Origin of the sequence: Aequorivita sp. Q41 (genome assembly GCF_039831855.1) — a bacterium.
Taxonomy (GTDB): domain Bacteria; phylum Bacteroidota; class Bacteroidia; order Flavobacteriales; family Flavobacteriaceae; genus Aequorivita.
This window is the reverse complement of record NZ_JBDPMS010000001.1, coordinates 1,525,733-1,539,318: the sequence shown is the minus strand read 5'-3', so window position 1 is coordinate 1,539,318 and position 13,586 is coordinate 1,525,733. Positions and strand designations below refer to the sequence as shown.

16 protein-coding genes are annotated in these 13,586 nt (G+C 34.9%); 2 read left to right on the top strand and 14 right to left on the bottom strand.

All coding sequences use genetic code 11. The annotated features are described in order from the left end of the window. Positions 1-21: 21 nt before the first annotated feature. The gene (locus ABJ955_RS07065; protein ID WP_347373895.1) at positions 22-723 is read left to right on the top strand and encodes a hypothetical protein; all 702 of its coding nucleotides are present in this window, start codon (positions 22-24) and stop codon (positions 721-723) included. Positions 724-757: 34 nt separating this feature from the next. Beyond that, positions 758-1,462, top strand: a complete 705-nt coding sequence (locus ABJ955_RS07060) for a hypothetical protein (RefSeq protein WP_347373894.1) — start codon at positions 758-760, stop codon at positions 1,460-1,462. Positions 1,463-1,476: 14 nt separating this feature from the next. Here ABJ955_RS07060 and tsaB read toward each other — a convergent pair whose 3' ends face one another. The 14 genes from tsaB to ABJ955_RS06990 form a co-directional block, all read right to left on the bottom strand. Then, on the bottom strand, positions 1,477-2,136 hold the full coding sequence (gene tsaB, locus ABJ955_RS07055) for a tRNA (adenosine(37)-N6)-threonylcarbamoyltransferase complex dimerization subunit type 1 TsaB (RefSeq protein WP_347373893.1): 660 nt from the start codon (positions 2,134-2,136) through the stop codon (positions 1,477-1,479). 4 nt (positions 2,137-2,140) lie between these two features. Continuing rightward, complete coding sequence (locus tag ABJ955_RS07050; RefSeq protein WP_347373892.1) at positions 2,141-3,415, bottom strand: efflux RND transporter periplasmic adaptor subunit; 1,275 nt, start codon at positions 3,413-3,415, stop codon at positions 2,141-2,143. Between the two features lie 2 nt (positions 3,416-3,417). Next, positions 3,418-4,854, bottom strand: a complete 1,437-nt coding sequence (locus tag ABJ955_RS07045; protein WP_347373891.1) for a TolC family protein — start codon at positions 4,852-4,854, stop codon at positions 3,418-3,420. 105 nt (positions 4,855-4,959) lie between these two features. Next, positions 4,960-6,123, bottom strand: a complete 1,164-nt coding sequence (locus ABJ955_RS07040) for an efflux RND transporter periplasmic adaptor subunit (RefSeq protein ID WP_347373890.1) — start codon at positions 6,121-6,123, stop codon at positions 4,960-4,962. A gap of 58 nt (positions 6,124-6,181) precedes the next feature. Further along, positions 6,182-6,601, bottom strand: a complete 420-nt coding sequence (locus ABJ955_RS07035) for a DUF1801 domain-containing protein (RefSeq protein WP_347373889.1) — start codon at positions 6,599-6,601, stop codon at positions 6,182-6,184. A gap of 14 nt (positions 6,602-6,615) precedes the next feature. Next, positions 6,616-7,887, bottom strand: coding sequence for an ABC transporter permease (locus ABJ955_RS07030; RefSeq protein WP_347373888.1), 1,272 nt, complete (start codon positions 7,885-7,887; stop codon positions 6,616-6,618). Then, the gene (locus ABJ955_RS07025; protein ID WP_347373887.1) at positions 7,880-9,124 is read right to left on the bottom strand and encodes an ABC transporter permease; all 1,245 of its coding nucleotides are present in this window, start codon (positions 9,122-9,124) and stop codon (positions 7,880-7,882) included. Before ABJ955_RS07025 ends, ABJ955_RS07030 begins: the two co-directional genes overlap by 8 nt. Next, positions 9,117-9,824 (bottom strand): ABC transporter ATP-binding protein, encoded by a 708-nt coding sequence (locus ABJ955_RS07020; protein ID WP_347373886.1) that lies wholly within the window; start codon positions 9,822-9,824, stop codon positions 9,117-9,119. The genes ABJ955_RS07025 and ABJ955_RS07020 overlap by 8 nt, the downstream gene beginning before the upstream one ends. A gap of 120 nt (positions 9,825-9,944) precedes the next feature. After that, a complete protein-coding gene (locus tag ABJ955_RS07015; RefSeq protein WP_347373885.1) occupies positions 9,945-10,181 on the bottom strand; it encodes a hypothetical protein in 237 nt (78 codons plus the stop codon). Between the two features lie 14 nt (positions 10,182-10,195). Beyond that, on the bottom strand, positions 10,196-10,723 hold the full coding sequence (locus ABJ955_RS07010) for a DUF420 domain-containing protein (RefSeq protein WP_347373884.1): 528 nt from the start codon (positions 10,721-10,723) through the stop codon (positions 10,196-10,198). A 7-nt stretch (positions 10,724-10,730) separates the two neighbouring features. After that, positions 10,731-11,354: an SCO family protein gene (locus tag ABJ955_RS07005; RefSeq protein WP_347373883.1), complete on the bottom strand. Its 624-nt coding sequence runs from the start codon at positions 11,352-11,354 to the stop codon at positions 10,731-10,733. 48 nt (positions 11,355-11,402) lie between these two features. Then, entirely contained in the window at positions 11,403-12,062 is a 660-nt protein-coding gene (locus ABJ955_RS07000; protein WP_347373882.1) for a hypothetical protein, read from the bottom strand. Positions 12,063-12,195: 133 nt separating this feature from the next. After that, the gene (locus ABJ955_RS06995; RefSeq protein WP_347373881.1) at positions 12,196-12,585 is read right to left on the bottom strand and encodes a cytochrome C oxidase subunit IV family protein; all 390 of its coding nucleotides are present in this window, start codon (positions 12,583-12,585) and stop codon (positions 12,196-12,198) included. 17 nt (positions 12,586-12,602) lie between these two features. Then, complete coding sequence (locus ABJ955_RS06990; protein ID WP_347373880.1) at positions 12,603-13,586, bottom strand: cytochrome c oxidase subunit 3; 984 nt, start codon at positions 13,584-13,586, stop codon at positions 12,603-12,605.

Below are 13,586 nucleotides of genomic sequence, written 5' to 3'. Positions count from 1 at the left end.
TTATAAAAAAACACCTTCACAATGAAACGATTATTAATTATTGGAATCCTAGTCTTAATTTCAAACCCATTATTTTCACAATCAGATGGAGCTTGGTTTGTATTGAATAATAAAAACATTGATTTAGTACAAAAATGGGAATCATTTGGAATTAATGAGGAACGAATCAATGCAATAAAAAATGAAGCATACGCAAATCCAAACTTTATAAATGGTAACATTTACCAAGAAGATCAATTAATAAAAGCTGATGTTTCAATGCGCTACAATGCGTATGCAGATGAGATTGAAATAAAAAAATACGCCTCTGATGAAAACTATGGTGCATTAACAAAAGACCCTAGTATCTTTGTAAAACTAGGATTAGACGTATACGTCTTTGCTCCTTATGAAGGAAGCAACGAAAAAGGAGGCTATTTTAATGTATTAAGCGATGGCAAGAAATATGACCTTTATAAAAAAATTACAACTTTTTTTGTAGAGCCACGTATAGCCAAAACATCATATGAAAGAGATATCCCACCTTCTTTTTCTAAAAAAGTTAAATACTATTTAGTGCAGAACGGCACTTTTTTAGAAATGCCCAGCAGCAAATCTAAAGTGCTAAAAATGATGGCCGCTAAAAAAGATGAAGTGAAAAACTATATCATACAAAACGATATTGACTTAAACACCGAAAGAGATTTAGTTAAATTAGTTTCATATTTTGATTCACTTCTTTAAAAAAATTATAACTTTATAAGAAATAAAATTAAATATGAAAAAATTAATACTAACTGGCGCTATTGCGCTAGGCTCGTTGTCAGTTTTCTCCCAAGCAGAAAACAGTAGCTTTGATGTATATTCTAGAACCATAAGTGTTAACGAAAAAAAAGGTTTAGCTTTTGGACTAACTGAAGCAGAGTTCGAAGCTATAAAAGAAGAAGCCTACGCCAATCCAAACTTCTTAACGGGTAATATTTTCCAGGAGGATAAAATTGTTAAAGCAGACGTACCAATGCGCTATAATGCTTTTGCAGACGAAATTGAGATTAAAAAATACAAATCGGATAAAAATTATGGAGCTTTAACAAAAGATCCTAAGATTTTTGCAAAAATTGGGTTAGACATCTTCGTCTTTGTTCCTTTTGAAGGAAGTAACGAAAAAGGAGGCTATTTTAATGTTTTGATTGATGGTAAGCATTACGATCTTTATAAAAAAACCACTTCTCTTTTTAGAGAACCACGCAAAGCTAAAACTTCATATGAAAAAGATACACCACCATCTTTTTCTAAAACAGTAAAATATTACTTGGTTCAAAATGGCACTTTTCTAGAAATGCCTAACAGCAAATCTAAAGTCCTTAAAATGATGGACTCAAAGAAAAATGAAGTTAAAAACTTTATTAAGCAAAACGATATTGATCTTGATAAGGAAAGAGATTTAATTAAGCTAGTAACGTACTTCGATTCTTTATTATAGTAAAAGAGCAATAGCTATCCTAACATAAATTCCTTTAAATAAAAAGGCTCAAAATAAGCGACATTTTCTATGTCGCTTATTTTATGTTTAGCTTCAACCAATTGTACCATTTCAGCTGAAGAAGGATATTTGGCATCAATAAAAAAGGCATTTTTATGTTGGCAATACACTTTAAACTTTTCAGCACCATCCCCAATAAAAATAGTTTTTTTAACTTCTAAATATTCAAGGAAAGAATTTTCATTTAAAATTTCGGCTTTCGTTTCGCGAAGCAATTTTTTTTCTGAGTTAAAAACTGCCGAATATACTTCCATCCTCCGCGCATCAAGCAACGGAATAATAAAAGCATCTTCACTAGCAACTTGCTGCGCTAAAACTTCTAAAGTAAAAGTAGAAATTAAAGGGATATCCAATGCGAAACACAGTCCTTTTGCTGCTGAAACGCCAATACGAAGCCCTGTATAAGATCCTGGACCCTTGCTTACCGCAATTGCATCTAGTTGTTTTTTATCTATTCTAGCTTCCTTTAAAACCGCCTCAATAGAAACATGTAGTTTCTCTGCGTGAGAAAACTTTTGATTGTTTTCTTCCCTGATTGATTTTACTATACCATCAACAGAAACGGCAACGGAGCAATTAGTGGTAGCGGTTTCTAGACAAAGTATAACAGCCATTTTTTTACTTTTTATCTTTTTCAGTTGAAGTAGCTTCAACCTTATCGCCTTGTTTTAATAATTTTGTAACCGTGTTGTATGGGCCAGTAATAACAGTTTCACCTTCTTTAAGGCCAGAAATTATTTCAATATTTGAATCGTCTTGGATTCCAGTTTTTACAACACGAAGTTTCGCTTCTTCTCCAACTTTTACATAAACAGCTTCAAATTTTTCTGCATTAGTATTGGCAACTTCACCCGTGTACGGTTTCTTAGCATCTGTAGTGTCCGTTTTTATAACAATTGAACTAATAGGCACCCCAATTACATTTCTCTTTGTGTTGGTAATAATATCTACCGTAGCAGTCATCCCTGGACGAAAAGGTGAAAAGCTTTCAGATTTCCCTTCCGTTAAATCCTTATATGATTCTGGAAGAATACGAACTTTTACCTTAAAATTAGTAACCTGATCTGCAGTAAGTGTGCTTTCTGCACTGTTAGCTATTTCGGTTACAATCCCCTTAAATTCACGCTTTAAATAGGCGTCAACTTCAACTATAGTAGAGTCGCCTACTGCAACTTTTACAATATCATTTTCATTTACATCAACCTCAACTTCCATATTTTGAAGATTGGCAACGCGAACTATTTCAGTACCTGCCATTTGCGCAGTTCCAACAACACGCTCTCCTAATTCTACGGAAAGCTTTGAAATAGTACCACTCATTGGCGCATAAATTGAAGTTCTAGAAAGATTGTCTACAGATTGCTTAACATTTGCTGAAGCGCTCTGAACATTGTAAAATGCGGCTTTTGAACTAGCTTGCGCCATATCGTAATCAGCAACAGATTTATCCCATTCAGATTTTGAGATCACTCCTTTTTCAAAAAGAGCTTTGTTTCTTTCAAAATTTAACTTTGCATTTTTCTCACTTGCTTGGGCTTGTGAGTATTGTGCACGTACATTTTGTAGCCCAGCTTGCGATTGGCTTACAGCAGCTTGAATAAGGTCTGGATTAATTTTTACCAAAAGATCCCCTTTTGCTACTGTTTGCCCTTCTTTTACAGGAAGCGCAATGATTTCTCCAGAAACTTCGGAAGAAAGTGCTACTTCTACTTCAGGTTGAATTTTTCCAGTTGCAGCAACGGTTTCAATAATATTTAGAGGTGCAATACTAACTATTTCAACTTGTTTATAATCCCCAGATTTTCCAAACCATCCTGCTTTTTTTCCTATGATAAGCAGTGTTAAAAGAAGTGAAATACCAACAATAAGCCAAATAAGTGTTTTTTTCTTCATACTTAAAATTTTAACTCGCTAGGAGGAACACCAAAGTATAATTCCAATACTTTGATTTTGAATATATAATCATATTTTGCACGTAATGCTTCGCTTTGCGCATTCTCTAATCTAAATTTTGCTTGGCTAAAATCGAATGAATTTAACAAACCTACGTCAAAACGGTCTGTAGAATATTCATACGCTTTTTCCTGTGCATGTACCGCTACTAAAGCAGCTTCGTATGCTTTACGCGCACCAACAACATCTGTATAAGCTTGGTAAACATTAGACTCTAATTCGAGTTCTACTTGCTCTTTTTGAAATTCGGCGCGTTTTACATTTATTTTATTTCGCTGCACAGCTGCTCTTGCTGAAAACCCATTTAAGATAGGTATATTTAATTGAAGCCCGTACGAAATACCATCGTTTAGGTATAGTTGTTCAAAAAATGGCGCTGGCGGACTCGTAAACAGTGTAAAGTTTGGTGCTACAACCACATCTCCTGTGCCCGCAACTTGCCCAATAACTTTAGTAGGTTGATCGGGATCGATCCCTCCTTCTGAAATTCTTTCAGCACCAGATTCTCTAGTATTATAATTTATAAAACCCGATAACGTAGGGTAGTAATTACTTCTTGCAATCTGAACATCCTTGTTTGCAATCGCAATATTGGCGTCTGCAATTTTAATCTCTTGCCTTGCTTCTTTAGCTTTTGCAATTATTTGCGCTGGAGTAGTATTGGCAATATCACTTAAGGGAGCGTCGTATGAGCTTTCTGCAATATCAAAATTTTCATAATCCTTTATTAAAAGAATTTGTGCAAGGTTTATTAATGAAATCCGAATTGTATTCTCCGCAAGTACAATACGTTGTTCTTCATTTGCTGCAGTAGATTGAATTTCTAACAAATCCCCACGTGGAATTGAACCTGCATCGACCAATTGATTTGAGCGCTCAAGCTGTTCTAAAGTAATTTTATGCTGGGCTTGTAACACATTTAGATTTTCCTTGTTGAAAAGAATTTCCAAATATGCGTTTGCAACAAAAAGCGCCGTATTATCTTTAATTTGCTCTAAATTATATTGGGCTGCAAGCCTAGATAATTTCGCACGCTGCGATTGGCGTAGATTACTAAGGCCGTTAAAAATAGTTACTCCAACAGTTGCATTTGCTGAAAAGTTACGTGTAGTCTGATTTTGTAAAACTCCAGTTGTAATATTTTGCGTCAATCCTGTATTCCAAGAATTTGATCCAGAAACATTAAAGGAAGGCAAATAATTACCAAGTGCGCTGAGTTTATCAATTTCCGCTAATTCAAGATCTAGCTGAGCTTGTTTTACGGCAATATTTTCTTCTAAAGCTTTTTCAATTGCCTCTTCTAATGTCCACTGTTTGTTTTGAGCGGTCAAGGAAATGCTTAGCATCAAAAAAAAGAAAGGGATTGCTATCTTCTTCATAAGTTTTTCTATTGCTGAATAAGTCTTTTGTATTGCTATTGCGTTACAAAAAAATTAAAATTAAAATTTATAATTTCTGTTTTAGGAGTCAGGTCTAACAAATTACTATTGTGCAGAAGAGCTTGCTGGTTTTAATTGGTTCCACACTTTTATAGCATCGTTTTCCGAAACTCCACTCTTTACTTCTACATCTATACCATCACTAACGCCTAATTCTATATCGCGTCTTTCAAATTTTTGCTCCCCAGTCATAACTTCCACAAAAGGTTTTTGCGTTTTTGTATCATACTGAACCAATGCTTCTTTTAACGTAAGTACGTTTTCAGCTTTAGCCAAAATAATGGAAGCATTAGCACTCAATCCTGCACGAATAAATGTATTAATCGTGTCTAAATGTTTCATAGTTCCTTTAATTTCAAACTGAATTGCACCGTTTTCACTTATACCTTTTGGGGCAATGTAATCTAGTTCGGCATTAAAGGTTTTATCCTGAATGGCACCTACGGTGATTTCCAAAGGAAGCCCTACTTTTATTTTTCCTACTTCACTTTCATCAACTTTCCCTTCAAAAATCATTTTATCAACATCAGCCAAAGTTGCAATTGTGGTTCCGTCATTAAAGTTATTTGCTTCAATAACTTGATTTCCGGTTTTAACGGGAATATCTAAAATCATTCCTGAAACTGTAGCGCGAATTTCTGTATTTGCAGAAGCTCCAATTCCACTGGTTGTTCCAGTTTTAACGATATCGTAATTTTGATTTGCAGCCGTAAGTCCTACTTGTTCTTGCTTAAGCCTTTGCTGTGCTTGATCGTAAGCTAGCTGAGCGTTGTCAAACTCATTGGCAGAAATCACCCCTTTTTCAAATAGTTCCTTTTGACGGTTGTACATGTTTTTTTGGTTTTCAAAAGCAAGACGCGCAGTTTCAACCTGTGTTCGAATACTGTTTATATTGCTTTTGGCACTATTTAAAGAAGAAACATTTGGAACCACTTTTACCTTTGCTATCAAATCGCCAGCTTTTACTACGGTTCCCGCTTCCACAAATATTTCATCTATAATTCCCGAAATATTTGGTTTAATAAGCACTTCTTCCTTTGGCACAATGCTCCCAGTTGCAACGGTTTGTTTAACGATTGAACCCATTGTAGGTTTTTCGGTTTCATAAACAACTGGGTCTTCAATATTTTTTGAATACAACCAATACATAGAAACTATAAATAGTATGGCAATCGTGCTAAGAATGATTATTGTTTTTGTTTTTTTCATTTTTCTTGATTGTTGAAATTATGCGCTACTTGATGATTTATTCTACTTTTTAATGCTGCTACATTCCTAATAATGGCAGCTTTTTTACTTTATGATAGGTTAGTGCCATTGTAATGCACTGTTTTAATTCGGCCTCAGGTACTTCGTCATTTAGTTCGAAAACTATTGCTCTATCTTTTTCAAAATTGAATTTATCTTTAAATAGTTTTTTAAATGATGGCACCAACTTAGAGGTGCATTTAAAATACAATGCATACTGATTGGGAGTTTTTTCTTTCCAGTCCATACGTAGTGTACTTCCATGTTTTGTTACATAACTTGGCTCACCCCATTTAAGGGTTTCCTCCATTTTTTCCAGCATAGCGATTTCTGAGGCTGTGTCTATAACTAATTTCCGAAGGTAACGCATTTGTTTTTTTACCGTATCGGGGTAGCTATTAAAAACTGATTCTACTCTCGGATCCCGTATTAATTCCATCACCTCTTTCTATCTTATTCGGTTCTTAATGCTTCAACAGGTTTAATTTTTATCGCATTCTGTGCGGGAATTAAACCTGCCAAAAGTCCTGAAACAATCAATATGGTAAGGGCTATAAAAACAACTCCTATGTTAACTGAGGGGTTTATAAACATCATGTCGCTCGTATCCATACTGCTTAATTTATAATTCACCAACCAAAGTACTGTTGTTGCCAAAACAATTCCTGCCATTCCTGAAATTATGGTTAAGAAAATAGATTCTAATAATATTTGTGCACGGATACTCCACGGTGTAGCACCTAAAGCACGACGAATACCGATTTCTTTTGTACGTTCTTTTACTACTATCAACATTATATTGCTAATCCCAATGATTCCTGAAAGCAATACTAAAATTCCCACAAAGTAAGCCACAAAATTTAATGCTATAAACAAACCGTTTATCTTGCTAAACTCTTCATAAAGATCAAAATTTCCTACAGCTCTATTATCGTCAGGGTGTATGGTATGGCGGGTTTTAATTACATCGATTATTTGAGATTTTAACCCAGTAATTGAAGAGCCGTCTTCGGCAGTAATCGCCATCCACCCTACAATATCACCCATATTAAAAGCTTGAGAGAAAGAGGTAAATGGAACGTATATTTCTTTCTGCATCTCTTCGGGATCGCCATTATTTCCTTTCTTTTTATAGGTGCCGACCACCATAAAATTGACTCCATTTATTTTAATGTACGAACCAATAACTTCTTCGTTTGGTTCATATAAAGCACTTTGAACACCACTCCCGATTATCGCAATTTTGCGGCTTTCATTTATATCTGAGTAGTTAATAAACCTACCCGAAGTTATGTCCATCGGTTGTTGTTGGATAATTTCAGGATAATCGCCATATACATTAAACGCACCTGTTTGAAGCCCTCTTACCACATTATTACTACCTCGAAATCCTCCTAATTGATTTCTTGGAGAAACAAAGCGAAGCCCATCCACATTTTGTTTAATAGCAGTAACATCACCGGTTTTAAAGTTGTATCTACGCCCTTTTGGCAACCCCTTATAGGGTTGTGAAGCAGTTTGGGACCACATAAACATTGAGTTTGTAGCCATTCCATTAAAGCCTTGTTTTATTCCATTTTCCAAGCCGTTACCTGCAGCCAGCAGAATAACTAGAATGAATATCCCCCAGAGTACTCCAAAAGCAGTCATTACCGTCCTAAACCAGTTGCTACTAAGGGCTTCAATGATTTCTGCCCAGCTATCTCTACTAAAAAGTTTACTCATCACGCAAAGCTTCTATGGGTTTAATATTTGCTGCACGATATGCAGGAAAAAAACCCGCCAAGGCTCCTGCAACAACAAGAATAATTACAGTTGTTATTGCCACCGTAAAATCGACGGAAGGATTCCGAATATAATCTGTTTCAATAAAAGGGCCTACCAATTCTAGTAAAAGCATACTAAATATAAGCCCTATAAAACCTGCTATAGCGGTAACAAAAATAGATTCGTGAAGTATCATCCCGATAATAGACCACGGTTGGGCGCCAATAGCTTTACGAATCCCAATTTCTTTGGTGCGTTCTTTAACGATGATGAGCATAATATTACTAACCCCAACAACTCCCGCAATAATTGTACATATACCTACGCCCCAAAAAAACCAGCGTATCATATTATTTAAATCGTAGAATCGTTTTGTGTTTTCTAGTGTATTATTAATATTTACAGCTCTTTCATCAGAAGGAGCAATGGAGTGCTTTGCTTTTAAATCTGCTTCTAGTGAAGCAGAAAAAGCTTCAGAAGCAGCGAGTGCATCTTCATATTTATCGTGTTTTTCAAGTGTAAAAGCCAACGAACGAAGTTTATCTCCAGCATTATAAACACGCTGTGAGGTTGTAAGTGGAATAAATATACGCGTTTCCTCCCGCTCTCCTCCAGGGTCGGTATAAACACCAACCACTTTAAATTTTATTCCAGAAATGTCAATATATTCTCCCAATGCCTTTTTTCCTTTGAAAAGATCAAGATATACTTGATTTCCGATAACTGCATTCTTTTCGAAGTTATCTAAATCCGCTTGGTTTATATACCTTCCAATTACTAGTGTTTCGTTTTCAAGAAATTGATAATCCCCACGTACACCTTCTACTCTATAGCTTCCATTTTCTTTTTTATAGGTAGTTAATTGCCCCCATCTGCTATAAACTCCAGATTTAAGTTCAATAGTTTTACTGTTTTTATTTACCGCTGTTTCGTAATCACGATTATCCATTTCGATTATTCGTCCTGGATTTAGCCCTTTATATTCTACTGAAGTTACATTAGTCCAGATACTAATACGGTTGGTGGCATCATTTTCAAACTCTTTTTCAACCCCATTAGACATTCCTTGCCCGATAGCAAGCAGGATTACCAGGATAAAAATACCTGATGCTACAGAAAGTCCCGTTAAAAAAGTTCGTAATTTATTCTTTTGAATTGCCTCAAAAATCTCTTGCCACCGTTCAATATTAAACATAGGTTTCTCTTTTAGCGCGAACTTGTTTTACTATAGAATCATCTATAATCAGTCCATCTTTAAGATTCACAATACGCTTGGTCATATGTGCAATATCGTCTTCGTGAGTAACAATAAGTATCGTTTTTCCCTCGTCGTTAATTCCTTGAATAAGCTCCATAACTTCATAGGAAGTCTTTGTATCTAGTGCTCCCGTAGGTTCATCAGCAAGTAACACTTTGGGGTCACTAGCCAAAGCTCTTGCAATTGCAACACGTTGCTTTTGACCCCCGGAAAGTTCATTGGGAAGGTGTGAAGCCCAATCTGCTAGCCCTACTTTTTCAAGATAATGCATCGCTTTGTCGGTACGAATATTACGCTTTACACCCTGATAATAAAGTGGCATGGCAACATTATCTAATGCAGATTTATAGTTAATAAGGTTAAAAGATTGAAATATAAATCCTAAAAATTTATTGCGGTAACGCGCAGCAACTTTTTCATTTAAGTCTTTTATCAAGGTATTATCTAAAGTGTAGGTTCCCTCATCTGCTTCATCAAGAATACCTAGAATGTTTAGCAATGTAGATTTTCCAGAGCCAGAAGATCCCATAATAGACACCATTTCACCTTCAGAAACTGTAAAGTTGATACCTTTTAAAACATGGAGCGAGTTTTTACCCATGTGATATGACTTATGAAGATCTTTAATTTCTATCATTCTGAAAATTGTTGGGTTACAAAATAAAGGGGAAATACCTTTACTAATGTGAATTTCTTGTTAAGACTTAGGGTTTAGGTTACTTATAAGACTTAAAAAAAAGAAATGTGTTACAAAAAATCAATTTGTTTTTTTAGCGCGCGCTTTTTTTCTACTTCTATAAATGGCATAACCTACAGCTCCAACAAGTAAGTATGGGAAGATCATAAGGTATACAATTCCATTATTAATGCCTTTTGCCGCTTGCCCACCTTCTTCACTTTCCAAAACTGCACGACACATAGCGCACTGCGATTCTGCCGGAGTTATTGTAACCAGAAAGAGTATTAATATGATGAAAAGAATCTTTGTTTTCATTTTACTTTTCAATTTTAATAATATGGAGAAATCATTACATAAACAATAACCCCAGTTACAGCAACATACAACCATAGTGGGTATGTTATTCGGGCAATTTTTCGGTGTTTATAAAACTGTCCTGAAATACCACGAACATAGGTAATGAGCACAAAAGGAATAACAGCAATAGACAGTAAAATATGGGTTATAAGAATAAAATAATAAACGTATTTAATAATTCCTTCCCCTCCAAACGGGGTGCTATCTGAAGTCATATGGTAGATTACATATAAAACCAAAAAAAGCACTGAAAATACAATTGCAGTTTTCATTAAACGCTCATGCAGTTTTCTATTCCCATTTTTTATTTGATACACTGCGGTTATTAAAAGCAATGCAGTTATTCCGTTAATGGTTGCATAAATAGGTGGCAAAAATCCCATACGAGCTACTCCTGGGATTTTTACAGTAAATAAAACAGCTACTGCCACAGGAATGATAATAGAGAGTATCCAAATCCAGACAGTATATTTTTTAGTAGGTGCTTCGGTTGTTTCCATTCTAAATTTATAAAAGTACTTTAATATCTTCTTTTAGCATTTGAATTCCTTTGTCATCCAAGCCATCATAATAAATAATTGGGTTTCCATTTTCATCTTTTCGGGAACGGATATTGCCTTCTTGATCTATTAAAGCGAAAAATCCTGAATGTTCAAAGCCTCCTTCAACCTCAGAAGCTTCCCCAACATATATATTAAACCCTTCATTTGCTAGTTTAAAAACGGCATCTTTCTCACCTGTAAGCAAATGCCATTGTGGCTTTGTAATTCCTTTGTTCGTAGCGTATTCTTTTAAGATTTCGGGAGTATCGTATTCGGGGTCTATAGAGAATGATGCAATTCCTACTTTTGGATTGCCTAAATATTCATTTTGAATTTTTATCATATTTTCTGTCATAATCGGGCAAATACTCGGACAGGTTGTAAAGAAAAATTCAACCACATAAACTTTACCTTCAAAATCTTTATTGGTAATTGTTTTACCGTTTTGATTTGTAAAACTAAAAGCTTGTACAGTACCAATTACATCAAGCTCTGGTTGTGAAAGTGAATTTATAATTTTTGGTACAGCCCAAATTCCAAAAATTAAAATAATGAATGAAATACCGATGTATGAATATTGTTTTTTCATTTTGAAAGAAATACGTTGGGTGTTTTTACACTATTTTTTACTAATAATTTATTCTGCTATACTAGGCGTTTCTGAAGAGGTATTGTATTTTTTTAAGGCGCGTCTATATTCTGCTAACAATACTTTTACGTCATCGCTCATTTTATTATTAATTTCAGCAATTGTACTGGAATCAAACCCATACATTACACCTTCATCTTCATCATCATCTCTTCCTCTTAAATTTCTTTCTTTATCTACTATAAAAACATACGGACTCGAGAAATTAGAATCTAAGGCAATAGTCGATTTCAAAGAATTAAAAACACGATTTATAGCATCAGCAGAACCAAAAGCAAAATGCCAAGAATCTGTTGGTGCTATTTCCTGGAGTTTTTGATCAATCTTTTTTGCTTGTGCTTCGGTACCATTGGGCAATAGGATAACAAATTGAAATTCTTTAAACCCATGGTTTTTTGTATAAATTTTATGTGCAAGATTGTATGCATACGCTCTATGCACTTCAAGATCGCTTCCGAAGAACCCCAAAACGGTAATATGGTTTTCAAGTTTTACTGGTTTCCCTTCTAAAGATTTAAAACCATCAAGTTCAGAAATTGTAGGTGTTATAATTGGTAAGGTTGCAAAATTATTTACTCCGGAAGCAAAAAAAACATAGGCTGTAATGGGTAATAAGAATAAAATTCCAAGAACTAAATACTTTTTCATTTTGCATTATTTATCGTTTACAAAAATACAGGGTAAAACCCCCTTGGGCAATTTTTTAGGTGTAAATTTTAAAAAGTATCGCAATAAAAAAAGCCCTCAATAAGAGGGCTTTTGTATAAATTAAAATGGTGGTTTAGAAATTAAATTTTATAAAACCATCACTGTATACTTCAAAAATATAATCGCCTTCAATTAGTAAAAGCACCACTAGGTATGCAATTAAGAATATTGTTGTCCAGATTACAGATCGTCTTAAACCTGAGGCTTCATCACGCATGTGCATAAAATCCCAAGTAATATAATATGCTTTAAAGATTGTAAGAATTATAAATATCCAGTTTAGAAGTTTTAAAGCCAAAAAGTGTTGTTCTACTAAAAATGTGGGACGGATAATACCAAGAACCACCTCAATAATAGTAACTATAGAAAGTATAATAAATACTCCCCAAATTTTTGAAACATTAGATTTAAACTTTAAAGCTCCTCTAAATATTGCTAATTTATGCTCGTGTTCGTGTGCCATTTTTCAATACTAAATTATTATACAAGATAAAAGAATGTAAATACAAAGACCCATACTAAATCTACAAAGTGCCAGTATAGTCCAACTTTTTCAACCATTTCATAGCTTCCGCGGCGTTCATAAGTTCCCAAAATTACATTGAAAAATATGATACAGTTAATAAGCACTCCCGTAGCAACGTGGAATCCGTGAAAACCTGTAATAAAGAAGAAGAAATCTGCAAAAAGTGGATGTCCGTATTCATTATGGCGAAGATTTGCACCTTCAACCACCATAACGCCGTCATTTGTAACCTTTGCGATGGATTCTTCACGGTTTAATACAATATGATGTCCGTGTTCATCTTTATATTGAACTCTCACCAATAGATTATCATCGGCAAGAAAACCTTGTTTTACTTGTTCAAAAGAAACACTAGGGTAGTATTCGGTTTCGCCTTCGAACCAAATTCCATTTTCACGCGTTTGTTCTGCACGATCACCCGTTGCAGGTGCAGCAAAATCACGAAGTGCCACGCGCGCTCCGTCTTTATTGAGAAATTGAACAATTTGCCCCCCTTTCGTTTCGATTGCGCCGTAATCTCCTTTTATAAAGGTGTTCCACTCCCAAGCTTGTGAGCCTAAGAAAATGAAACCTCCAATAATGGTAAGGAATAAGTACATAATCACTTTATTTTGTTGCATTTTATGACCTGCATCTACAGCCAACACCATAGTTACAGATGAAAAAATCAAAATAAAGGTCATAAATGCCACATAATACATAGGTGCATCTACTCCATGAAGAAATGGGAAGTGGGTAAATACTTCGTCAGGGATTGGCCATGCATCCACAAATTTAAATCTTGAAAATCCGTAAGCGGCAAGGAATCCTGAAAAAGTTAAGGCATCGGAAACGATAAAAAACCACATCATCATTTTTCCGTAACTGGCTTTAAGCGGATGGTTTCCGCCGCCCCAGGTTTTTCCCTCAGTACCTGTTCTAACAACAGTAGTTTCCAT

Excerpts from the sequence above, each read along its gene's own strand:
- ABJ955_RS06990 (WP_347373880.1), bottom strand. The coding sequence starts at position 13,586 with ATGGAAACTACTGTTGTTAGAACAGGTACTGAGGGAAAAACCTGGGGC.
- ABJ955_RS06995 (WP_347373881.1), bottom strand. The coding sequence starts at position 12,585 with ATGGCACACGAACACGAGCATAAATTAGCAATATTTAGAGGAGCTTTA.
- ABJ955_RS07000 (WP_347373882.1), bottom strand. The coding sequence starts at position 12,062 with ATGAAAAAGTATTTAGTTCTTGGAATTTTATTCTTATTACCCATTACA.
- ABJ955_RS07005 (WP_347373883.1), bottom strand. The coding sequence starts at position 11,354 with ATGAAAAAACAATATTCATACATCGGTATTTCATTCATTATTTTAATT.
- ABJ955_RS07050 (WP_347373892.1), bottom strand. The coding sequence starts at position 3,415 with ATGAAGAAAAAAACACTTATTTGGCTTATTGTTGGTATTTCACTTCTT.
- ABJ955_RS07035 (WP_347373889.1), bottom strand. The coding sequence starts at position 6,601 with ATGGAATTAATACGGGATCCGAGAGTAGAATCAGTTTTTAATAGCTAC.
- ABJ955_RS07020 (WP_347373886.1), bottom strand. The coding sequence starts at position 9,824 with ATGATAGAAATTAAAGATCTTCATAAGTCATATCACATGGGTAAAAAC.
- ABJ955_RS07040 (WP_347373890.1), bottom strand. The coding sequence starts at position 6,123 with ATGAAAAAAACAAAAACAATAATCATTCTTAGCACGATTGCCATACTA.
- ABJ955_RS07010 (WP_347373884.1), bottom strand. The coding sequence starts at position 10,723 with ATGGAAACAACCGAAGCACCTACTAAAAAATATACTGTCTGGATTTGG.
- ABJ955_RS07060 (WP_347373894.1), top strand. The coding sequence starts at position 758 with ATGAAAAAATTAATACTAACTGGCGCTATTGCGCTAGGCTCGTTGTCA.
- ABJ955_RS07065 (WP_347373895.1), top strand. The coding sequence starts at position 22 with ATGAAACGATTATTAATTATTGGAATCCTAGTCTTAATTTCAAACCCA.
- tsaB (WP_347373893.1), bottom strand. The coding sequence starts at position 2,136 with ATGGCTGTTATACTTTGTCTAGAAACCGCTACCACTAATTGCTCCGTT.
- ABJ955_RS07025 (WP_347373887.1), bottom strand. The coding sequence starts at position 9,124 with ATGTTTAATATTGAACGGTGGCAAGAGATTTTTGAGGCAATTCAAAAG.
- ABJ955_RS07015 (WP_347373885.1), bottom strand. The coding sequence starts at position 10,181 with ATGAAAACAAAGATTCTTTTCATCATATTAATACTCTTTCTGGTTACA.
- ABJ955_RS07030 (WP_347373888.1), bottom strand. The coding sequence starts at position 7,887 with ATGAGTAAACTTTTTAGTAGAGATAGCTGGGCAGAAATCATTGAAGCC.
- ABJ955_RS07045 (WP_347373891.1), bottom strand. The coding sequence starts at position 4,854 with ATGAAGAAGATAGCAATCCCTTTCTTTTTTTTGATGCTAAGCATTTCC.